This window comes from Nostoc sp. ChiSLP03a, assembly GCF_034531215.2.
Taxonomy (GTDB): Bacteria; Cyanobacteriota; Cyanobacteriia; order Cyanobacteriales; family Nostocaceae; genus Nostoc.
Map to the genome: position 1 here is coordinate 1 of NZ_JAVRBQ020000088.1, position 21,213 is coordinate 21,213.

General features: G+C 41.8%; 18 protein-coding genes and 1 pseudogene. 10 read left to right on the forward strand and 9 right to left on the reverse strand.

The genetic code is table 11. The features are described from left to right. Positions 1 to 503 precede the first annotated feature (503 nt). Together RMY32_RS14250 and RMY32_RS14255 are read left to right on the forward strand one after the other, a co-directional pair. Complete coding sequence (locus RMY32_RS14250) at positions 504 to 1,091, forward strand: LemA family protein (RefSeq protein WP_322675516.1); 588 nt, start codon at positions 504 to 506, stop codon at positions 1,089 to 1,091. Between the two features lie 6 nt (positions 1,092 to 1,097). After that, on the forward strand, positions 1,098 to 3,029 hold the full coding sequence (locus RMY32_RS14255; protein ID WP_322712623.1) for a M48 family metallopeptidase: 1,932 nt from the start codon (positions 1,098 to 1,100) through the stop codon (positions 3,027 to 3,029). A gap of 95 nt (positions 3,030 to 3,124) precedes the next feature. Here RMY32_RS14255 and map read toward each other — a convergent pair whose 3' ends face one another. Together map and RMY32_RS14265 are read right to left on the reverse strand one after the other, a co-directional pair. After that, positions 3,125 to 3,901, reverse strand: a complete 777-nt coding sequence (gene map / locus RMY32_RS14260; RefSeq protein WP_322712624.1) for a type I methionyl aminopeptidase — start codon at positions 3,899 to 3,901, stop codon at positions 3,125 to 3,127. Further along, complete coding sequence (locus RMY32_RS14265; protein ID WP_322712625.1) at positions 3,901 to 4,917, reverse strand: Gfo/Idh/MocA family oxidoreductase; 1,017 nt, start codon at positions 4,915 to 4,917, stop codon at positions 3,901 to 3,903. Before RMY32_RS14265 ends, map begins: the two co-directional genes overlap by 1 nt. Positions 4,918 to 5,544: 627 nt before the next feature. Here RMY32_RS14265 and RMY32_RS14270 point away from each other — a divergent pair. After that, positions 5,545 to 5,844: a ferredoxin gene (locus tag RMY32_RS14270; RefSeq protein WP_322712626.1), complete on the forward strand. Its 300-nt coding sequence runs from the start codon at positions 5,545 to 5,547 to the stop codon at positions 5,842 to 5,844. A 268-nt stretch (positions 5,845 to 6,112) separates the two neighbouring features. Here RMY32_RS14270 and RMY32_RS14275 read toward each other — a convergent pair whose 3' ends face one another. Further along, positions 6,113 to 7,810, reverse strand: coding sequence for a SpoIID/LytB domain-containing protein (locus tag RMY32_RS14275; RefSeq protein ID WP_322712628.1), 1,698 nt, complete (start codon positions 7,808 to 7,810; stop codon positions 6,113 to 6,115). Between the two features lie 115 nt (positions 7,811 to 7,925). Here RMY32_RS14275 and RMY32_RS14280 point away from each other — a divergent pair, with 115 nt between their 5' ends. The 4 genes from RMY32_RS14280 to RMY32_RS14295 all read left to right on the forward strand — a co-directional run bounded on the left by RMY32_RS14280 (position 7,926) and on the right by RMY32_RS14295 (position 11,043). After that, positions 7,926 to 8,189, forward strand: coding sequence for a ParB N-terminal domain-containing protein (locus tag RMY32_RS14280; RefSeq protein WP_104907642.1), 264 nt, complete (start codon positions 7,926 to 7,928; stop codon positions 8,187 to 8,189). A 172-nt stretch (positions 8,190 to 8,361) separates the two neighbouring features. Continuing rightward, on the forward strand, positions 8,362 to 8,853 hold the full coding sequence (locus RMY32_RS14285; protein WP_322712629.1) for a Dps family protein: 492 nt from the start codon (positions 8,362 to 8,364) through the stop codon (positions 8,851 to 8,853). Between the two features lie 200 nt (positions 8,854 to 9,053). Further along, positions 9,054 to 9,698: a nucleotide exchange factor GrpE gene (gene grpE, locus RMY32_RS14290; RefSeq protein WP_322712643.1), complete on the forward strand. Its 645-nt coding sequence runs from the start codon at positions 9,054 to 9,056 to the stop codon at positions 9,696 to 9,698. A 1,018-nt stretch (positions 9,699 to 10,716) separates the two neighbouring features. Further along, positions 10,717 to 11,043: an STAS domain-containing protein gene (locus RMY32_RS14295; RefSeq protein ID WP_322712631.1), complete on the forward strand. Its 327-nt coding sequence runs from the start codon at positions 10,717 to 10,719 to the stop codon at positions 11,041 to 11,043. On the opposite strand, the gene RMY32_RS14300 is transcribed toward RMY32_RS14295, so the two are convergent. The 3 genes from RMY32_RS14300 to RMY32_RS14310 form a co-directional block, all read right to left on the reverse strand. Then, complete coding sequence (locus RMY32_RS14300) at positions 11,044 to 12,180, reverse strand: PP2C family protein-serine/threonine phosphatase (RefSeq protein WP_322712632.1); 1,137 nt, start codon at positions 12,178 to 12,180, stop codon at positions 11,044 to 11,046. Positions 12,181 to 12,539: 359 nt separating this feature from the next. Beyond that, a complete protein-coding gene (locus RMY32_RS14305) occupies positions 12,540 to 13,307 on the reverse strand; it encodes a DUF1350 family protein (protein ID WP_322712633.1) in 768 nt (255 codons plus the stop codon). Positions 13,308 to 13,544: 237 nt separating this feature from the next. Further along, entirely contained in the window at positions 13,545 to 14,264 is a 720-nt protein-coding gene (locus tag RMY32_RS14310) for a hypothetical protein (RefSeq protein WP_322712634.1), read from the reverse strand. Positions 14,265 to 14,436: 172 nt separating this feature from the next. Here RMY32_RS14310 and RMY32_RS14315 point away from each other — a divergent pair. Next, positions 14,437 to 14,523, forward strand: a pseudogene (locus RMY32_RS14315) (Uma2 family endonuclease); the annotation flags it as partial. 19 nt (positions 14,524 to 14,542) lie between these two features. Here the strand turns inward: RMY32_RS14315 and RMY32_RS14320 are convergent. The 3 genes from RMY32_RS14320 to chlP form a co-directional block, all read right to left on the reverse strand. Further along, entirely contained in the window at positions 14,543 to 15,895 is a 1,353-nt protein-coding gene (locus RMY32_RS14320; RefSeq protein WP_322712644.1) for a pentapeptide repeat-containing protein, read from the reverse strand. Positions 15,896 to 16,000: 105 nt separating this feature from the next. After that, positions 16,001 to 17,362: a DUF3370 domain-containing protein gene (locus RMY32_RS14325; RefSeq protein WP_322712636.1), complete on the reverse strand. Its 1,362-nt coding sequence runs from the start codon at positions 17,360 to 17,362 to the stop codon at positions 16,001 to 16,003. 608 nt (positions 17,363 to 17,970) lie between these two features. Continuing rightward, positions 17,971 to 19,191 carry a geranylgeranyl reductase gene (chlP, locus tag RMY32_RS14330; protein ID WP_322689105.1) on the reverse strand — a complete coding sequence of 407 codons (1,221 nt, stop codon included), beginning with the start codon at positions 19,189 to 19,191 and terminating at the stop codon, positions 17,971 to 17,973. A gap of 361 nt (positions 19,192 to 19,552) precedes the next feature. Here chlP and yidD point away from each other — a divergent pair, with 361 nt between their 5' ends. Beyond that, positions 19,553 to 20,059, forward strand: coding sequence for a membrane protein insertion efficiency factor YidD (yidD, locus tag RMY32_RS14335; protein ID WP_322712637.1), 507 nt, complete (start codon positions 19,553 to 19,555; stop codon positions 20,057 to 20,059). Between the two features lie 95 nt (positions 20,060 to 20,154). Beyond that, positions 20,155 to 21,171, forward strand: coding sequence for a sulfate/molybdate ABC transporter ATP-binding protein (locus tag RMY32_RS14340; protein ID WP_322712638.1), 1,017 nt, complete (start codon positions 20,155 to 20,157; stop codon positions 21,169 to 21,171). The last annotated feature ends 42 nt before the right edge of the window (positions 21,172 to 21,213 follow it).

A 21,213-nucleotide genomic window follows, 5' to 3' on the forward strand; every position in this document is an offset into this window, starting at 1 on the left:
TTATAAAGCTGCATAGAATTCGATCCCCCCTAACCCCCCTTAAAAAGGGGGGAACCGGAAAAACATCTATCAAAGTCCCCCTTTTCAAGGGGGATTTAGGGGGATCAAGATATGTGCAACTTCACATTAAATTGGTATAAAGTCTTTACTAAGCTGTTCCACATTGAACTTGCATATATTGGGCGGGCGAGACGCCTACCCCACAAGAAATGTACAATTTCAGATTATGCAAACTAGATGTGGTTTAGCTTACAAACTTTAATTTATTTATGCCTAAATACTTAGAGTTCACAAATAGTTTGGCACTCTGCGTTCTCTGCGCCTCTGCGGTTATTTAAAAATCCTACATCAGTAAACTTGCGTAACTAATTCTACAGACGACAAAGCCAACTTGCTATAAGTAGACTCATCTTTATATCCACACTAATTTTGCTGGATATCAAGATTACCGTGTTTGGTAAATCTGCAAAAAAGTAAGTACCTGATGGAAATAATCTAAAAATATGGGGCTTTTAATATTTTCTGTTGCTTTAGTTGCCATTGTTGCTGTAATTATCATTAATGCCTACAACGATTTAGTTAAGTATCGCAACCGTTACAAAAATGCTTATTCTCAAATCGATGTTCAATTACAGCGCCGCTATGATTTAATTCCCAACTTGGTGGAAACTGCCAAAGGTTACATGAAACATGAGCGAGAAACCTTAGAAGCAGTTATTGCCGCTCGGAATTCTGCAATTAATGCTAGCAGTCGTGCGGTACAAAATCCTGGCGATCCCCAAGCGATGCAACAGTTGGGCAATGCTGAAGGGGCGCTGACGGGTGCGTTAAGTCGATTGATGGTACTTTCAGAATCTTATCCAGAATTGAAAGCCGATCGCGCCATGACTCAGGTAATGGAAGAATTATCTTCCACTGAAAACCGGATTGCTTTTGCCCGTCAGGCTTTTAATGACGCGGTGACACTTTACAACACCAAGAGCGAATCTTTTCCCAGCAACTTGGTGGCAAATACATTTAACTTTACTGTTGCAGAATTGCTCCCTGAAGCTACCCCAGAAATAAGAAATGCTCCACGCGTATCTTTTTAGGTATCTATGAACTTCTTTGAACATCAGGATCGGGCACGCCAAAATACGCAACAATTAATTGGGTTATTTTCCCTGTCGATCGCAGTCATGATTATGGCAATTTATCTTGCCAGTTTATTTCTGTTTCGCATGGCTCCTCGTGTTTGGTGGCATCCAGGGTTATTTCTCTACGTAGCTGGGATTACAATAATTGCGATCGCCATCGGAAGTTTGTACAAAATTGCCTGTCTCCGTCAAGGCGGAAGCGTCATCGCCCAAGAGTTAGGAGGAAGACTTCTGCTACCAGAAATAGCCGACGAACAAGGGCGACAACTATTAAATATTGTCGAGGAAATGGCGATCGCTTCTGGTATTTCTGTCCCCCAAGTTTATCTCCTCGACAGAGAAACCAGCATTAATGCCTTTGCTGCCGGATTTTCGCCCAATGATGCTGTAATTGGAGTTACCCGTGGAACTTTGGAACACTTGAGCCGGGATGAACTACAAGGAGTCATCGGGCACGAATTCAGTCATATTCTCAATGGAGATATGCGGCTAAATTTGCGTTTAGTGGGACTACTGCATGGGATTTTATTCATTTATTTAACTGGGGAATTACTCTGGCGCCTTCGCGATAGCTTCCGCTTAGGAAAGGAAGACAAGGGTTTACCTATCTGGGCGTTTGGTTTGGCACTAATGGCCATTGGCGGTATCGGATTACTTTGCGGACGCTTGATTAAAGCCGCAGTCTCTCGCCAACGCGAATTTCTCGCTGATGCTTCAGCCGTACAGTTCACTCGCAACCCCAACGGACTTACCGGAGTCTTTCAAAAACTCCAACGGATGGATTCACGCTTGATTTCGCCCGGAGCAGAAGCCTCTAGCCACATGTTTTTTAGCAATGCCCTTAACCCCTCTTTTTGGGAAAATATGTTTTCTACCCACCCACCCTTAGCAGAACGTATCCGTCGGGTTGGGGGTTTGAACGTCAGCAATTTAGCAGCAATGCCATCTCGCAATCAGATGCGTTCCCCTTCCCAAGAATCCCTAACAATGGGCTTTGCTGGTGGTGACAGTGCCACACCAAAACAGGTTGTAAACCAAGTTGGCAGCGTTACACCAGAGCATTTTGCCCATGCTCAAGCGCTGTTATCGCAGTTACCAGAATCTTTGCGTTTGGGTGCGCGGGAGCAACAAAGTGCAATGGCCCTAGCTTTGGCGCTAGCTTTAGATACGGAAAATCGCCAAATTCAAGAACGTCAGATTGCTTGGTTACGAGAGGTACAGCCTGCTGATTTGGTAGAGAAAACCTTGGAACTAAGTAGCGAAATTAGTCAGTTAGATCCCAGAATTCGCTTGCCACTTGTGGATTTGGCAGTGCCTATATTGCGCCAAAACTCTGCCAAAGAATGCCAAAGGCTATGCAAATGCGTCCACGGTTTAGTTGTAGCTACGGGAAGTTTATCGCTGTGGCATTTTGTGTTGCAGTTAATACTGTGGTATCGTCTGCAACCTAGTATAAATCCTGCATCTACTACAACCGTAGAATTTACTTCCATCGAACAAATTTGGCCAGATAGTCTATTAATATTGTCCGTAATTGCTCGTGTCGGACACTCCCAACCTGATGCGTCTACTGAAGACATCGCCTATGCTTTTCGTTCTGGAGTTTTTCGACTTCCCAAAGCCGGAGAGCAAGAAAAACCAGAAATGCCATTAAGTTGTAATTTTACTGAACTAAAGAAAAGTATTGAGCGCCTGCGTCTTGCCACTCCCAAACTCAAACAATCTATTGTTGATGCTTGCGCCCACACCGTATTATTAGATAACAAAGTTACTCCTTCAGAAGCAGATTTACTCAGAGCGATCGCCATGACGCTAGAGTGTCCCATCCCCCCATTTTTAAATCCTCAGCTTAGTGTTTCAAAACAGAAACAACCTTCTCCAAAACGAACTTAATGTAACAATTGAGACAGAATTACTTGGAATTATTAATCATACAGCCCAGTAATTCTCGCCTTCAGCTAAGGTAAGGATTTCAACTTACTCATTACTCAGTAATTCTCGCCTTCAGCTAAGGTAAGAATTTCAACCCCATCTTCAGTTACAGCTAGAGTATGCTCACATTGAGCAGAAAGCTTGCGATCGCGCGTTACCGCCGTCCACTTATCGCCCAGAACTTCGACTTCGTAAGTACCTTCATTAATCATTGGCTCAATGGTAAAAACCATCCCTGGTCTGAGGCGCTTGCCCTTACCGCGTGTGCCATAGTGGGGAACATCCGGCGCAGTATGGAAAATATTACTGATGCCGTGGCCAACGAAATCTCGCACTACCGAAAAGCCTTGTCCTTCAGCATACTCTTGAATGGCTGCACCAATATCGCCAATGCGTGCCCCAGGTTTAACTTCAGCAATCCCTAGACGCAAACACTCTTCTGTAACCTCTACCAGCTTTCTCGTTTTTGGGGAAGGAGAACCAACAAAAAATGTCTTGGATGTATCGCCGTGATAACCTTCAACAATCGGTGTGACATCAATATTAACGATGTCACCTTCTTTGAGAATTTGCTTGGCGTTGGGAATGCCGTGACAAATGACCTCATTTACACTGGTGCAAATCGATTTAGGATAACCCTTATAGCCAAGGGGTGCGCTTTTTGCTCCATGCGCTTGCGTCCAACGTTCGGCTTCATCATTGAGTTCGAGAGTGCTAACCCCTGGTTTCACAAAGGGTTCTAGATGCTGGAGAAGTTTAGCAGCTAAACGCCCAGCTTGACGCATTTTCTCTATTTCTCGTTGGGATAAAATAACAATTAGTTCAGTTTTCATTAACTTTTATCTAAAGTATCTTTCATAAACATAGTTAACCCTGTCTGTGCAGCTCTTTGTGCAGTATCAGCAACATGCAGGGTATACAAGCTTTCCTCTGGGGTAACGTACAAAGGAGTCCCGTCAAAAAGATGGTCTAACACCATCCTCGTATCTTTGGCGAACAAACCCCGGCGAGGCCCAACCTCTATAGGTGTTGTTTCCCCTGGCTGCACGAATATTCCGGTGTCGCCATCAAAAATTAAACCACCTTTTTCACCGTGAACTTCAAACTTCCGCTCTGATTGCCAAATACTTTCGCCTTTGCCATACACTACTTGGGCTAAAAGTCCACTATTAAAGCACAGTTCACTATTGCAGAAACAGGTTTGGTAGTATTCCGGTTCTATTTCCCAATATCGCTGGTGACAGTTAACTGTAAATACTGTACCAAATAAATCGATGAGGCGATGTAGGCGAGACAGGGCACCAATTAAGGGAAAGCCGAACAACTCGTGGTTATAAGTCCATTTGCGGGGTGCAGGATTTTGAGGATTGATGGTGCTGTAGCGAACATAAAATACCTCACCAATTTTGTCTAAGTTTTGCTTCAAAGCTTGATGCAAACCACCTAAAAGTTCCAGATGTTCAACGTGTAGGAGTTTTTGTTGTGCTTTGGCTAAGGCAATCAGTTCCTCGGCTTCAAATACATCCAACGAAAGAGGATACTCTACAATTACATGTTTGCCGTTGCTAAGTGCTGCACGAGCGATCGCCCCATGATCTCGATTAATAGTGGAGATTGCTACTAGGTCTATATCTTCACGCTCTACTAGCTCTTGCCAAGTATTCAAGACTTCAATTTGGTAGTCTCTAGCAAAGTTTTCGGTTTTTTCTCTTGTATGACCAACAACTGCGACTATGTGCGATCGCTCATCATGGAGCAATGCCTCAGCCCGAAACTTTGCCGCATACCCAGTACCTACCAAACCTACACGCACTCTTGCTTTTTCCAAAGCTGCTTCTGAATTATACATGATCCTCATTAGTTCTGTTCTCGATCTTCCCACGCTTTTAGTGGTGAGATTCTCTCTTCATGGGGTTCACCAGTCTAGACTCTACAACATTCGTCCTACCCCCTCAAGGATCGATAAGACTTTATTTAAAGCTAGATAGAATTACGTGTACTCAAAAATGAAGACTTCAAAACAAAAGCCCTTTTTTTATCCATCATCTCAGAAATTTGTCAATATTATGAACAAAAAAATGGCAAAAGAAAAATTACATCTCTACTGTTATAACGGGCGCATTTAAATCAGATTAGAAAATGAAATAGCCCTATTTTTTAAAGGGGCTGGGGAATCTCTTCTACGTAAGTTCTACAAAATATCGGTAACATTAACCTTACTCATGTTTCTGTTTTAGGTATATAATTTTTTCTAATTACAACCTGACTAGGGTCGAAAATAATATAAAGAAAACTTATCGGGATTAAGTAACTAAATTTCATTACTAATCGGGTTCAATTTCCAGTCACATCGTTTAATTTTTCTCGTAGTATCAGAATTGAAGCAAATTTGAACCAACGGCTAATTCCACAGAACAGCCGTGACCTTTGCCTTAAGATAACTTATACTGCCGTTCGCAAAAGAGAGGATTACTCAATGCCAACTTATAAAGTGACACTAATCAACGAGGCTGAAGGACTGAACGAAACAATTGACGTTGATGACGATACCTATATTCTAGATGCTGCTGAAGAAGCTGGTCTTGACTTGCCTTATTCTTGCCGCGCTGGTGCTTGCTCGACCTGTGCAGGTAAACTCACCAAGGGTACTGTCGATCAGAGCGATCAGTCATTCTTAGATGATGAACAAATAGAAAAAGGATATGTACTGACTTGTGTCGCCTACCCAACCTCTGACGTAACAATCGAAACTCACAAAGAAGAAGACCTTTACTAAGAGTTAAGCGACTCAAACATAAACCTCTTGCAAGAGTTACTAATGTTGACAAAATACAAACAGGATATCTAGAGTTAACACCCTGGCAATGCAATGCCGTGTGTACTTCTGAAGGCGACTTTGACAAAAAGTCTAATTTTGTGTTGAGCAGGAACGCAGTAAATGTTGTGTTCCTGCTTAATTTTTTAAGTATGAGTTTCCTCGCTATTTTTTGCCTCTTCTTAACTCCTGACTGCTAGCGAAAAATGCAACTTGAATGTTAATAAGCTTAAAGCTTAGTCTCTTTGTTGAGAATTTGAATCTGAGTACCAGGATAGTAAAATTGGAGAATTTTTGGACTTGGCCAACCTAGTTTAGCTAAATTTTGAGCGCCAGTTTGACTCAAGCCGACTCCATGTCCTAATCCACCACCAATAAAAGCGTATCCCCAGAGTTCCGGTTTGCCTTTGTTCAGAGGTTGGATGTAAAAAAGCGTACTTGTAGGAGCGGCAAAAGCACTGCGAACTTCGTCTTTGTGCAAAATAAAGGTACTGCGATCGGTTTTAACCGCAAGTTCCAGGATACGTCCACTCTGGCTGCGCTCCACTACTGCCATAGCCTGAATTGTCTTAAATTTGGCATGGGGACTGTTTTTCACCTGTAAAAACTTCTGCAAGTCCTTGATAATATCTTTTAAAGGCGTTTCTTTATGCCAACGAAACATATCCCACTTGCTTTCATTAAATCCTTGTTGCGTATTAATAAATTTCTGAAAATTCTTTTCATCTGCTAAATTCTGCTTAGACAAGTTCCAAAAATTAGTCGGAGCATCCAGTACGGGGCGCAGATAGGGCCGATCTTCGCCATTCCAGACATCGCTAAAGGAAGCGGTGACGCCACCAGTGGTAGAAGAATACAGGGCGTCTACGAGTTCATTTTTATAAGTTAGTACTTTACCCTTAGTTGAGGCGATCGCTTGGTCTGTTTTGGCTGCTGCTCCCTTCAACCCATAATAAACTTGGCAGTGAGTATCAGCACACAACTGATAGTTATCGGCGGCAAACCTACGTAAATTTCTCAAAGCATAAGTCCGAGCGAGAATTGCCTGAGCTTCCAGCGCCGCTTTTGGTGCATCTGTTCCTATTTCGTAAGGTACAACCCCACGCAAATAAGTTTCTAAAGGTACTTGATTAACTAGAGTATATGTGCCATAAGCATTTGGCTGCAAAGTCATTCGACCGGCATAAAGACGAGCAAACTCTTGTTTTTCGGTTTTATTTACCCGAATTAAGTTTTTATCAGTGCTAATTTCCAAGTTATTTGGGCTATAGCGATTACCATCCACCACCCAACTCACTCGCGGTACTTGCTTCAAAACTTTAGTATCAAGATATACTTTTTCTTTAGTAGAAGCTTGGATGTTTTGTAATAACAAACGTCGCAGTAAAGGGGTGCTGTAAACATCTCGTTTAGCCCAAACCTGCCAGCGTTCTGGCTGGGCTATTTCCACTTCCATTCCCTGAGAACGCCATTTCTTAGCACTGTCTTCCGCAGTTTCAAAAGTACGGTATGTGCCCAAAACTACTACTTCTTCGACTGCTGACTGGGGTAAAGCTTGCATAACTGTTTCCAGCTTTACAGGATTTTTCGTAAACAGGACTTGCTGCTTATTGCCCACTTGAAATTTTAGCTTTAAGCGATCGCCTTTTATCGGTTCCAGTTGCAGCTTGGCTGTGGCTTCGGCGCCAAATCGCTGCACAATCCCAATTTTCAGTTCTATATCCTGGATGTTGCTTTCAGGCCCTGATGCAGCAGTCAGTCCCAATAGACAAAATGTTGTAAGTACAGCGTGGGGAAAACGCCAAAACGAAAATTTCATGGCTATCTGATAGGGAAGCGATAGCGAGTACTCAAGCGTCTTCTGCCCCTTAATGCGTCGTTGGAGCTGATTTTCCAATTGCTTTGTAGTGCGGTTTTTTTGTCGCATGAATGCTCCAATGATACCATTACCAATTTTGCCCTAAATACTAGTTGCAAAACGAAGTCATAATGACTATGATTTATATAGAGACAAAAAACAGAATTAGTTGGATAAACTCTTTATGGTAAAAGTCCAAGAAATTCCATTAAATCAGATAAAACGGCCATTGCCGCGTACAAACGATCCAAATAAAGTACAAGCCTTAATGGAATCGATTGCGGAGATTGGGCAGCAAGAACCTATTGATGTCCTAGAAGTAGATGGACAATATTATGGCTTTTCTGGTTGCCATCGGTATGAAGCTTGCCAGCGTTTAGGCAAAGAAACCGTTTTAGCCAGAGTTCGTAAAGCACCCCGTAGCGTTTTGAAGATGCACTTGGCATAGAAAATGGGAGTGGGGAATAAGGAGCAGGGGAGCAGAGGAGACAAGGAGACAAGGGGGACAAGGTGACAAAAGTTTAGAACTTACAATCAAGTCTTTCCCCTTGTCCCTAAGTCCTCTTTCCTATACCCAATTTCCAATCCCCCATTACATATAACCTAATTAGGAGAAAATTATGTCATCGAAAGTAACAGTCAAAAATGTAAATATCGGCATTGACGAGGCGAGTAGGGGTAAAATTGCCGATGGTTTATCTCACCTGTTAGCCGACACTTATACACTGTATCTGAAAACTCATAACTTCCATTGGAATGTAACGGGGCCGATGTTTCAAACATTGCATTTGATGTTTGAAACCCAGTATACAGAATTAGCCTTAGCAGTTGATTTAATAGCCGAAAGAATTAGAGCGCTTGGCTATCCTGCACCAGGAACCTACAGCGAATATGCCAAACTGAGTTCGATTCCAGAAACTCCCGGAGTTCCTAAAGCTGTGGAGATGATTCGCGAACTTGTGGAAGGACAAGAAGCCGTAGTCAGAACTGCACGGTCTATTTTCCCGGTGATAGAGGAAGTTAACGACGAACCTACCGCCGATTTATTGACTCAGCGGATGCAAGTACACGAAAAGACAGCTTGGATGTTGAGAAGTTTACTGGAAGAATAGGAATTAGGGAATAGGGAATAGGGCATTGGGAACTGGGGAGTTAGGAGTTAAAAGTTAGGAGTTAGGAGTTATAACAATTATTTCCCAATGCCCAATGCTCAATGCCCCATGCCCAATGCCCAATGACGGCAGTTGCTCCAGTTGGGGAAACCCCTGCGTACCCGTCACTGCCTCCCCAATGCCCCATGCCCCATGCCCCAATGCTCCATTCCCAAAAGTTGCAAGATTTAATGCAACAGGTAGGTATTTCTAGTTTTAAAGGTCTGAGTCGCGCTGCTGGTGTCTCAGAACGTCAACTTTTACGCTTACGCCAAGGAAAGTTAGAGCAGATGCGGGTAGATGTGCTGCTTAAGCTTTCGCCAGTGCTACAGATGCCATTGAATGAATTAATCGCAACTTTTTCAACCGTAGAGTTATTACCAGAGAAAACAGCGCCTACTCAGGAATTGTTACAAGAAATTACAGATTTAAGAAGAGAGTACGATCGCTCGCAGCTTCAATTAGAACAACAGCGAGAAATATTACTACAAGAACTCCAGCAGTCGAGTTTGCAACTGCTGGAGTCTTTATTATTGCAATGGCCAACAGCAGCACAGAAAGCGCAGGAGAATCCTCAGCTAGCAGCAGTCAAAATAATACCCTTGGTGCAGAAACCCCTAGAAAAGCTGTTACAGGCGTGGGGAGTAGAAGCGATCGCCCCTGTGGGAGCAGAATTACCTTACGATCCCCAACTGCACCAATTGCTGGAGGGAACTGCACAACCTGGAGAAACAGTCAAAGTACGCTACACTGGCTACCTTCAAGGTGAAAAGTTGCTTTACAGAGCTAAAGTGAGTCCTGTTTGAGGGCGTCAGGAGTAGAGACGCGATTAATCCAAGTCTTTCCAGGAGTTAGGAGTAATAAATTCATAACTCTTTACTTTTTGTATTGTTTGTCGATAAATGACAGATATTGGGAATACTAAAATAGCAAAGGCGATGCCTTCAAGAAAACTTCTTTATAAAGCCTTGGTGTCGGTTCTAGCTTGCTTGGCGCTGTTAAAACCTAAATTTTTGGCTCTAGAGCGGTAGTCCAGAGGTAAATTTTTTCAATTATGTAAGTAATTGGACATAAATAAATGTAGATCCTAGTTACTATCATAAATACTCACGGAGGGAAAGCTGCTGCTGGACTAGGTTTAGCTATACGTAAGTGTAGTCTAGACTGTTTGAATTTTGAATTGCTTAATGACAGCTACGATCGTGAGATTTATTGGAGAATTTCAGTTTTGCAAAAATATTTGGTAAATAATCTGAAAAGCAGTAACTTCAGCTTGTATGTAAGTAAGTATATATAGGAATCATCTTTGATTTTTGAACAAAATTAGGTATTGTAGGGTGTGTTAAAACGCAGTTCGTAAGACACTAAACCTTTGATAATGGTGCCGTACTCTCGCAGCTACACACCCTACGCATCTTTTCAGAAATCAAATACTAGTCCTATATCTAAATCGAGAAGATGCAAGTAAGTCGGCGTTAAAAAATCAACATACATGATAGAACATCAAATAAACGAACTGCTTATAAATTGGTCACTTTTACATCTTTACAAAACTAAATATACCAGATATCGATCGTATCAACTTACTTTGCTGGTTGATTTATAGTTGGTCTATTTATAGTAAAAAAACTATACTTAATTAAGCTAAAAAAATTTTAATTACGAAAAAAAAGATTCAAATTTTTATAATTAATCTTTCTCTATCCCGATTAATTATCAATTATTACTCAATATCTAAGCTTAAATTTTATTTTACAAGCATTTTTAAATGTTCTATAATAGCGAAATCAGAGTATTATTTACATAAGTCAGAGTGACATAATTATGAGAGAGCAAGTAAAAGTTATTAAGCTCAGTGGTAATTTGAATGCCACAACTTCACAAGACTTTCGACAAAATATCACAAATATTCTAGAAAGTGGTGCGAAAATTGTGTTAGTTGATTTTAAAGATGTAACGTTTATGGATAGTTCGGGTTTGGGAGCTTTAGTATTAGCTTTTAAAACCTTGCGAGCCTCAGATATTAAGCTTGTTCTCTGCTCAATTAATGAGCAAGTCAGAATATTATTTGAACTGACTAATATGGATAAAGTATTTGAAATATTTCCCAGCCAAGATGCATTTAATCAGGTTGTAGTCTCTAATACGTAATTAATCAAACTTCATTTGCAAAATAGATAAATCATCATCAAAAGCATCTTTGGAGTTTAGAGCTATTAAATAACTGAGTACGCGTTCGAGTTGGCTATCAACAGGATCTTGTAAGCTAACTAGTAGCTGAATAAAAGCATCCAAACTCCAAAGGGTGCCGTCTGATTTAGTTATTTCATAAGCGCCATCACTAAAAATATAAAGGGTACTGAATTTTTCAATATTGCAAAACCCATCAACATATTTTGCCTCTGGAAACATGCCAACTGGCATACCAGGGGTTTTTAGGAGTTGAACTTCAGACTTTCTTGGAGATGTGCCGGTTACTAAAACTGCTGGTGGATGACCTGCACTAGCATAAATTAACTGGCGGTTGGTTCGGTTGTAAACTCCGTACCAAATGGTAAAGTATTTATCATTTTGATAATTCATCTGAAAAGTGTCATTTAAAGCCTTCAATACATCACTAGGTTGATAGTAATCAAGACCTTTGAGCGCACGGGAACGCAGCAAATTCAGCACTGAAACAGAAGGAAGAGTGGCTTTGAGTCCATGTCCGGCCGTATCGAGTAAGTAAATTGCCAGATAGTCATCATCGAGCCAATAGTAATCGAAACAGTCACCGCCGAGTTGTCGTGAGGGAATGAATCGAAAATTTATATTGAAGGGTTCAGTCATAGAAAGAGGTAGCAGCGATCGCACATATTCTGCTGCTTCTGACATTTCTGATTCTAGAAGCAACTTTTGAGCCTGCAAATCTCTACTCAACTGATGCAGGCGTAATCCTGCTCTTACCCGTGCTTGTAATTCATTATGCTCAATAGGTTTAGAGATAAAATCATCAGCACCAGCGTCTAAGCCTTTGACGCAATCGGCAACGGAGTCTAAGGATGTTAATAAAATAAAAAATGTGGTGAAAAATTTGGGGTCTGTCTTAATGTGGTGGCAAACTTCTAGACCATTTAACCCCGGCATGATCCAATCACAAATAATTAATGCTGGACGGTAAACCTGTGCTTTTTCTATTCCTTCCTCGCCGCTACTGGCAGTAACGACCTCATAACCCTGTTTTTCCAACATCCTTTTCAGGAGTATTTTTATTGAATGATCGTCATCAATTATTAGTATTTGAAACATATAAATTTTTTGAAAACACTCATTAATAATTTTTTGTCAAACTAGAAAATAAAAATATGATATGAGCTAATAAGCTAGTAGTATCAATACAGAGATGCCATAGCACTTATCGTACCCTGCGGGTATTTCTTCTCCCAAGGGGAGACGCTAGCGCGAACAGATAACTCGTAGAGTAGCCGCTGCGTGTCTATGTATGCAATAGACTTTGACTACTCTCTCTTTTTAAGAGAGAGTACCTTACGTTGGGGCAACAGGCGTAAGGAATTGAGGGTTTGGTCTTTATTAGACTTAAATGAGAAGCACTATAACTCATTTCTATTTACCCATCAAATTTACGACTATTTAACAGTCATAAAATATTATGGCGTTCCCAAAGGATTTAGCCATAAAAGAATATTGCTTTTTAACTGGTTTAAGTCACGGTATGCTTCTTGTTTGAACCATTGCCCTAAAGCATCAAAGGGGGTAAAAGATGTTCCCGTTTGCCATTTAATATCTTGACCTAAAGGTGTTGTATGATTTCCTGGTAACGTTTGCGCTGTCACCATCTCATCAAAACGTTCTTGTAAGATTTTGGTTAAAGCTGCCGATTGATCGATGGTGTCATTACTAAATTTTATTAATAAATTGCGCCGGATATTGTAATGTTCTTGGACAAGTTTGTCAGTTTCCAACGGCGAGGGGGTAAATTCGATTTTCCAAGTAGAATTGAACTGCTCCACTAGAGGGATAGCTTCTTTAGCGGCGTAGTTGTTGAAGGATATTAAAATATTCCCTGCACGTTCTACTTTAAACAGGCTACCAATCAGCAAGTGGAGTTTACAGCCCATACTGTGTCCAACGCCGTAGATAGGGAAGTAAAGCTTGCGTAATGCCCCAGAATCATGCAATCGTTCGAGGGTGCGGTCAAAGTTTAACAGCACGGATTTTGCGATCGCACTATGATCCAATGTATTGACGAAAGGCGTAGCAATTACAACGTAGCCTTTACTTGCCAGTTGTTCGAGTAACCAGCGATAAGTGATGTGCGGTGCAGTGGCGACAAATGCACCTCCTAAAAAATGAACGATACCTATGGGATTTTGGGGAATGATTACCCAGTTCCCTCTAATTTCTTTCCAGTCCATACGGATAAGCGATCGCTTTACGATTATTCTTTATGGTAGACCGGGGATTGCAACCGTGGGAAAGATTATGGAAAAAAGCCATTGAGAATATTTTACTAGCAGACTGGAAGCCAACTCACCCAGTAACCTCTATGGATTTATCAGTAGCATCTACGCTTTCTCTAACTATTTCTGAGTACCGAGTCAATTTACGAGTGCTTTCTAAATTCCGATTACAAAACTTAATTACAAATTCTCTTAACGTTGAGTCTGTAATCTTTTCATTTCGTATTGCACATCTAATGCAATTTGTAATGCTTCATTGAGTAATCTTCCATGTTCAGTAGCCTCCTCTGTTACTTGCATCGCTGTTAAAGTTGCTAAATTGTTGACAAATAGTTCTGTATTACTGAGGATAAAATTCTTATTTTCTCTCAAAATCCTTTCTGTCTTCAAAGCGCGAACTAAATCAGTTTTGGTAAGTTTAAGCGCTTCGATGACATCTTCTCTTTCCTTGATCATCACTTCTGGATTACCAGCTTCTTCTATTTGGTCATTAATATCTATAACTCTAATAACAGTATTATATCTATTAACCTCGTTTAACAGGATTTGCAGAGATTTTGTCATGTTAGCTTTAACAAGCTTACTTTTAGTTTTCCAGATAAAATATAAAATGCTTTGCGTCAGACCACCAATCCAAAGCCCTAAAAAAAATAATAATATCCATGATGGAATTGTTATCCACGTCACGAACATTTTAATAATTAGATCGAATAAAATATAAACAAAAATAAATGTAGAAAATCCAATAAAAACTACAGTTGCTCCTTCAGAACTTTGAAGCTTTTGTATATATACATTTATTAATCTTTTAAGAGGATTTGTAATGATTAAAAGTTTCTCATTGACAGGTAAATTAGTCAGCTTTTGCAGATCGTTCTGACTAATTTCCAATCCCTGTAAATCATCTCGCACAGCTTTTCAACCCTTGCCAGAATAGTTATTTAATCTAATATAGCAATCAAATTTATAGAATGCTGGCATTTTGTCTAAACTTTTTCAAGCAAATTAATACTTGTAGGCAATGTCAAGAAGTTTTGTACAATATGATACTCTTGTGCCAGGATAACTATTTACTCCTAAGCTCGCGTTTCAAGGTAACACCGGGATTTCATCACCTACCTTTCCCAAATTAAATTTAACTGCACAGCAGATTTTTAATGCGGCTAACTAATTTTTATCTAGTCTTATAATTATCTTCCCAACTTATTAGGAATACCTTCACAACCACCAGGAATAGTACCTCTAGTTTTCTCACCACCCCAAGTGCAACAGTAGTTACGTGTAGACTCAGACATTCGTTGTACGTTACTGAAATCGGCATTTTCTACCACAGCGCCGGTTTGTTCGCCGGTTTCATAATCTGGTGCTTGGGTGCGACTACGGGGTGAGGCTTTATCTACTACACCATAAAATAGGCGAATCCCGTTGATGTCAGCATCATTGAGATTCGCACCATATAAAATTGTGCGGGAGAGGTTGGCTTTTACTAAATCGCAACCGCTCAGATTGGCGCGGACAAGATTAGCTTCGCTCAGATCAGTCCAACGTAAATCAGTCCCAGAAAGGTCGGCTGCGGCTAGCATTACGCCTAAATCGATGACGCGCACACCTTCGAGGCGGTCTTCTGCATATCCGCCAGTTCCATCGAGAATGGCTCGACCTAATAAGCGATCGCGTTTTAGGGGTGACAGCAACTTGGAACGTGACAAAAAACGGAGAATTTTCGCTTTCCCACTACCATCGACACTACTTAAAATTGCCGCAGTGCGTCCTTCAGCGATCGCTCTTTCTTGGGGCCAATCTTCTAATAATCCTTCTTCATCTAATACCAAGTCGGAAACGCCTTGGAAGTAGGAATCAATTGTCTGTTGCTGGGTGATGATATTTTGCTGAACTGTCAGCATATTTTGCTGAATTGTCAAGTCTTTGGAAATAACATATTGTCGCCATGCTACGTAAACGGCAATGATGGCGATCAGAATTTGCCCCAAAGCGCCAAACCATTCTGCAAGGCTACCAGCAGTTTCCCAGTTAATCTGGCGTCCTAAAACAAGTAAGCGATCGCCTACACCTGTGAATCTGATCGTGCCGATAATGGCTACTATTAGTCCCAAAAAGGCCACAAACAGGGTACGTTCTTGGGGTGAAAACCATTCGTCTAAAACTTCTTGCAACCAAGGCAATAATATCGCCAGGGATAGTAGCAAAGTTATCAGCGTTCCTATAATGCCGACGATCCAATTATTGAGGATAATCCCAGTGAAGGTAATGGCGATCGCGATTAAAATAATCAGCAATGCCCTTGGCTTAACTGTGAATTGCTTGCTAATGGGTTGTTTGAAGTCAGAACGGGCTTGTTGTAAAGCAGTTGTATGTTGCGAAGATTGCAAAGACCCAATTGCTGCTAGTGCTTGTTGTGTCGCTAGTGCTTCTGAGGCTAGGTTTTTCTCATTTGCACCACCGTCAAAGTCATCTGGTTGCGAATCGTTTTCGGGGCCTGGTTCTGGGGTCGGTAGATTAGAGGAATTGGATTCAATCGTCATGTTTTCTATTTTGCCCCAGTAGATTAAGAACAACATCTGTTTTATCAGAAATTGCACTCAACTCAAGACTTGTATTCCATACAATACTTCTGGAATTTTAAATTGTTAATTTCGATCTACAGTTTGAATTGTCAACATTTGAGGAGGCGTAGCATCAGGTGGGTAAAGAAAATCCACTTCTACCAGTCGGCGCTGTCCAGGAGATATTTTTAATTGAGCCAGCGGTTCTCCCATCTGTCCCCGTTGTTGAACTAAATGCCAATATTGAGTTCTGGGTAAGCCATTATCGTCATTGTAGCGAATACGAACAGTGCCTCGGAAAAAGACAGATGGTGCAGGTGGTGAAAAAAAGCGCAGCCCTGGTTTACTTAACTCATCTTCTTTAATCGGCGTTTGAAAAAGTACATTTATAGTTTGCAGCTTATCCGTATTGTTGAATAATGGTAGAGAGATGTTGTATTCAATGCCGTAGTTGCCGTGAGCTTCGTAAGCAGTACCAGGATAACGCGCTACGAGTTTAGCAGTTTGGTTTTGTCCAGTACCCATTTTGCCAGCCAAAAGGGTACTTAAACCGTAAGAAAAAGCTTGTCCTGATTCGGGAATTGTCAGGTATGAACTATTAGAGTCGGTAACTTGTCCTTGCCAACGAGAGCCAACAGCTACTCCTGCTACCCGTCCGTAAATTTCTGTTGCCCCTGCAAGCTTATCTGGAGGACTGGGAGCGGATTCGCGGGGCCCTGCAAAATCACCATTTTCTAATAAATTCTCCCATTCTTCTAAAGTAGGCGCTCGTTCGCTACCATCGGGATTGGGTTTGGCAAACATGGCTAGGTTCGCCAGATAAACAGGACGATCGCTATACAAACGTAATAAAGTAGAACGTCCATTCAATGGCGGCGTTAAAGTCCGCACTGGAATTGGATGATTCATTAACATCCGGCTTTGTTTTGGTGGAATTACCAACTGGGCAGGCCATCCTTGTCGTCTGACTCGCAGCACATCATTCATCACGCGATCGCCAGGCCCTGCATAAATGTTTCCCGAATTATTTGACAGCATGGGAGGAAGTTTGACAAAAGGTGCATCGGGTTGACTCACATAACTAGCTGCTTGCAAGATGTTGACAGTTGCAGAGCGATCGCTAGGATTGTAAACAATCACTCCCAAATAAAGAGTCCGCAAATCATTTGGCGTCTCAATCGCTCTAGCAATATGGTGAGAAAATAAATCAAATCGTCCCTGAAATGGAAAGTTTAGGTGGGCGCTGGGCACTTTTTTGCCTTGAGGAGGAAATGTAGATAGGAGAATTCCTTCACTCTTAACTACTTCTGGATTATTACTGTTAAATACTGGTACTTCGTCAAGATATCCTGTTAAAGGTCTTGTTTGTTGGGGAAGGAAGATTTCTTGTGGTGCAGGAGAAGGCAATGCTTGAGCTAAAAACAAATAGGAAATAAAATTAAGCATTTATTCAAAAAGCAATTTATCGCTGAAGTTCAGAATACAGCATACTTAATCTCCCCCCAAGCATGACAAGTTAGAGGAGGTTTGCCAAAACTCTCACCAAAGTAATTTAATTGTAATTGGAGCGATCGCCTTCAGTTGCCAGTCTGAGATATCCACTATTCCTGAATGTTATCGAATCGATGTAGTTGCATGATTTGCCTTCTTTACTAACTAAGTACAACATTTCATTAATTCATAGCGAATTAAATTCGGCAATACCCTCCAATGACAATGCGTCGGCCGCCTTGTTAATACATCGGCTTGCATTGTTAATGCGTCGGCCGCCTCGTTAATACGTCGGCTTGCATTGTTAATGCGTCGGCTTGCATTAAAAACGCTACACTTTTACACAAAACTGTACTAAGTTAAGAGTTATGCTATCTAAAACTTCAAAAACTAACCCTTTCAAGGTGACTAGTAAAATCTCTTTTTTATCTCTGGGCTGCGCCAGTTGCTACCCTTCGGAAACATATATTGTGGGGTGGGCATCTTGCCCGCCCTGATTCATGAGCGTGCAGGATGTCCACCCCACAAAATTTAGTAATTTCTTTGTTGGAAGTGCCACTCAATTAAGGTGCAAGGGCATTACCTCGAATTAGACTACCAATGGTTTTGGCAGTAATCTTCAATTGGGTGATGGGATTAGCTGGGACAACCGTTTTATACAGATAGCTATCAAATGTTAGCCGTTGTACATCGAGGTCATCGCACATTTCCACAAAGGCTTCGCGGGTGGCGTCAGAACGATAGAATACGGTTTGCAGAATGTCCAGCACCTTGTAAGTGAGTCCATATCTTTTATCCCAACGCTTCAGGTAAACCTTCAGGTCGCCTTCTGTAGGAATACGGCTACCACTGTTAGATGCTTCGACAATGGTTTCGGCACACATCCGCCCAGATTTAGCCGCAAAATAAATACCTTCACCAGAAGACTTGGTAACATAACCAGCAGCATCTCCCACCAAAGCGATGCGACCAACAACACGACGGGGACGGGGATGTTCGGGAATTGGGTGGGCTTCAACTTTGATGATTTTACCGCCTGCTAGCTTCTCGGATGCACGGGCGCGGATACCAGCTTGTAACTGTTTGATGCTGGCTTTATTGATTTGCATTGTGCCAGTACCGACAGCTACGTGATCATATTTGGGGAAAACCCAAGCGTAGAAATCGGTAGAAACGTCATCACCGACATACATTTCGGCGAGGTCGTTATAGTAGGCCATTTTGTCTTCGGGTAAGCGAATCCGCTCTTGGAAAGCGATCGCATAATTGTAATCCCCAGCGTCCATCTCTTTGGCAACGCGGGAATTAGCCCCATCTGCCCCAATAATTACATCCACCTTCAGAGTTTTGGCAATACCCTGTGATATACCATCTGTGTGGTCAACGTAATGAATGGTATAGGGATCGGTATTGTTTCCTGGTATATCGAGTTTATGAACAGTGGCATTAATTAAATTTGCGCCTAGTTTGGCCGCGCGATCGCGCAAAAAGCCATCCAGCACTTCCCGGCGGCACATTCCTATATATTCATCTTCATTTATCAGATTGATATCAACCTCGCGATTGGAAGGCGAAATCATTTTCATCTTCCGTACCCGGCGATCAATAATCTCTGGTGGTAAGTCAAATTCACTCACCATACATAGGGGAATTGCACCCCCGCAAGGCTTTGCATTATCTAGCTTCCGCTCAAACAGGTAGGTTTCAATCCCAGAGGCTGCCAGTGTTTCTGCGGCAGATGAACCAGCAGGGCCTGACCCAATAACAGCAACCCGTAGTGTCAAAGGTCTTTCTCCCAATCTTCACATTTACCGAGAGCATACTACCACGGTCTTTCTGGTGATTTGGCGCTTTACCTCCAGGTTTCTGCACAAATGCAATATTCCTTAATGTTTCGATACGAATTGAACCTGGGGCATTGGGCATTGGGCATTGGGTATTGGGCATGGGGTATTGAGTATTTGGTATTGAGTATTGGGAAGAATGAAGAACAGGACTTACGTAAAATCATGAAAAACAAACTGCATAGATGCAGAGCGGCTTCCCGCAGGGTAGAACGCACAAAAATAAGAGTTTTAGAGAGCTTTTGCGTAAGTACTAAAGAATATTGGTTAGTGCCAATGCTCAATGCCCCAGTTATAAAATATGCAAATTTCCTTATTCGATTCTTTTACTAGACAACTTAGTACTGCGGCAATTAATGGATATCAAAAACATATTTCTCCGCACAAAGGTTTTGCTTGTGCCCATAGAATACTATATGGCGGCGAATCTTGCTCTCAATACATTAAGCAGTTAATTGCCAAGAAAGGGTTAAAAGCAGCTTTTGTTAATTCCCACGAACGATTTCAAGCTTGCAAGCAAGCCAATCAAATTTTGCGAATGCATAGCGAAAACTCAGAAGAATCTACAGAGGAGGAAGCAGACAGGCAGCAACGACAAGCATCTGGTAAAGTTGCTCAAAAATCCTCATTTATTAGTGGCGACAATACCAACTGTTTTGATTGTGCTGATTTGGGCTGTAATTGTGTCGAGATCGTTAGTATGACTCCCGATTGTGGTTCCCTAGATTGTGGTGCTGCTGATTGTAGTTCCCTAGATTGCAGTGGTGCTGACTGTAGCTTCCTCGATTGCGGCAGTTGCGGTAGCTAAATCTTGTTCATCCATAAATAACAATATATGGTATATGTAGGACACAGTAATCCTACCAAGGATCTGTAGATTTAGTTGCAGAGGTTATAGTAGCAGTGGGTATAGTAGTTGAGAACGTCTCCAAACAATTCGGGAGTTTCAAGGCAGTTGATGAGGTTAGCCTAGAAATTAAGAGTGGTTCGTTAGTTGCATTACTTGGGCCATCGGGATCGGGTAAATCTACGCTACTACGGTTAATTTCAGGTTTAGAAATGCCAGATAGCGGCAAAATCCTGCTTACCGGTAAGGACGCTACATACCAAAGTGTGCAACAGCGAAATATTGGGTTTGTATTTCAGCACTACGCCCTATTCAAGCATCTGACAGTTAAGCAAAATATTGCCTTTGGCTTAGAAATTCGTAAGGCACAGCCAAAGAAGATTAAAGGACGGGTAGAACAGTTACTCGAATTGGTGCAATTGACTGGATTAGGCGATCGCTATCCATCACAACTTTCTGGCGGTCAAAGACAACGGGTAGCTTTAGCCAGGGCTTTGGCAGTAGAACCGGAAGTTTTATTGCTAGATGAACCTTTTGGCGCACTTGATGCTAAAGTTCGCAAAGACTTACGGGCATGGTTACGCCGCCTCCATGATGAGGTTCATGTTACCACAGTTTTCGTTACCCATGACCAAGAGGAAGCAATGGAAGTCTCCGATGAGGTTGTGGTGATGAATAAAGGACGTGTGGAACAGGTAGGGACACCAGCAGAAATTTATGATAATCCCGCCACCGCATTTGTAATGAGCTTCATTGGCCCGGTGAATGTATTACCCAGCTCTTCAAAGATTTTTCAAAGCAGCGGGTTTGATGCGCCACACCCACAAGTCTTTTTGCGTCCGCAAGATGTGATTTTAGAAAAGGCTGCTAACGGTACCACTACACCTGCAACAGTAAGCCGATTAATACATTTAGGTTGGGAAATTCAGGTGGAATTAACTTTCGATGACGGGCAAGTAGTGATGGCGCATTTAACACGCGATCGCTTTAATGACTTAATGTTAGAACCTCTACAGCGAGTGTATGTGAAGCCAAAGGATGCAAAGTCCTTTCCAGTGTCTTATTCAATTTGAAGGAGGCAGTGTTTCGACTACGCTCAACAACCAGGCAGAAGG

What these genes read in the sequence shown, in the direction of transcription:
- yidD (WP_322712637.1), top strand. Translation starts at nt 19,553, where the DNA reads ATGCAAATTTCCTTATTCGATTCTTTTACTAGACAACTTAGTACTGCG.
- RMY32_RS14320 (WP_322712644.1), bottom strand. Translation starts at nt 15,895, where the DNA reads ATGACGATTGAATCCAATTCCTCTAATCTACCGACCCCAGAACCAGGC.
- RMY32_RS14300 (WP_322712632.1), bottom strand. Translation starts at nt 12,180, where the DNA reads ATGTTTCAAATACTAATAATTGATGACGATCATTCAATAAAAATACTC.
- map (WP_322712624.1), bottom strand. Translation starts at nt 3,901, where the DNA reads ATGAAAACTGAACTAATTGTTATTTTATCCCAACGAGAAATAGAGAAA.
- RMY32_RS14265 (WP_322712625.1), bottom strand. Translation starts at nt 4,917, where the DNA reads ATGTATAATTCAGAAGCAGCTTTGGAAAAAGCAAGAGTGCGTGTAGGT.
- RMY32_RS14305 (WP_322712633.1), bottom strand. Translation starts at nt 13,307, where the DNA reads ATGGACTGGAAAGAAATTAGAGGGAACTGGGTAATCATTCCCCAAAAT.
- RMY32_RS14285 (WP_322712629.1), top strand. Translation starts at nt 8,362, where the DNA reads ATGTCATCGAAAGTAACAGTCAAAAATGTAAATATCGGCATTGACGAG.
- RMY32_RS14255 (WP_322712623.1), top strand. Translation starts at nt 1,098, where the DNA reads ATGAACTTCTTTGAACATCAGGATCGGGCACGCCAAAATACGCAACAA.
- RMY32_RS14295 (WP_322712631.1), top strand. Translation starts at nt 10,717, where the DNA reads ATGAGAGAGCAAGTAAAAGTTATTAAGCTCAGTGGTAATTTGAATGCC.
- RMY32_RS14250 (WP_322675516.1), top strand. Translation starts at nt 504, where the DNA reads ATGGGGCTTTTAATATTTTCTGTTGCTTTAGTTGCCATTGTTGCTGTA.
- grpE (WP_322712643.1), top strand. Translation starts at nt 9,054, where the DNA reads ATGCTCCATTCCCAAAAGTTGCAAGATTTAATGCAACAGGTAGGTATT.
- RMY32_RS14325 (WP_322712636.1), bottom strand. Translation starts at nt 17,362, where the DNA reads ATGCTTAATTTTATTTCCTATTTGTTTTTAGCTCAAGCATTGCCTTCT.
- RMY32_RS14280 (WP_104907642.1), top strand. Translation starts at nt 7,926, where the DNA reads ATGGTAAAAGTCCAAGAAATTCCATTAAATCAGATAAAACGGCCATTG.
- RMY32_RS14275 (WP_322712628.1), bottom strand. Translation starts at nt 7,810, where the DNA reads ATGCGACAAAAAAACCGCACTACAAAGCAATTGGAAAATCAGCTCCAA.
- RMY32_RS14270 (WP_322712626.1), top strand. Translation starts at nt 5,545, where the DNA reads ATGCCAACTTATAAAGTGACACTAATCAACGAGGCTGAAGGACTGAAC.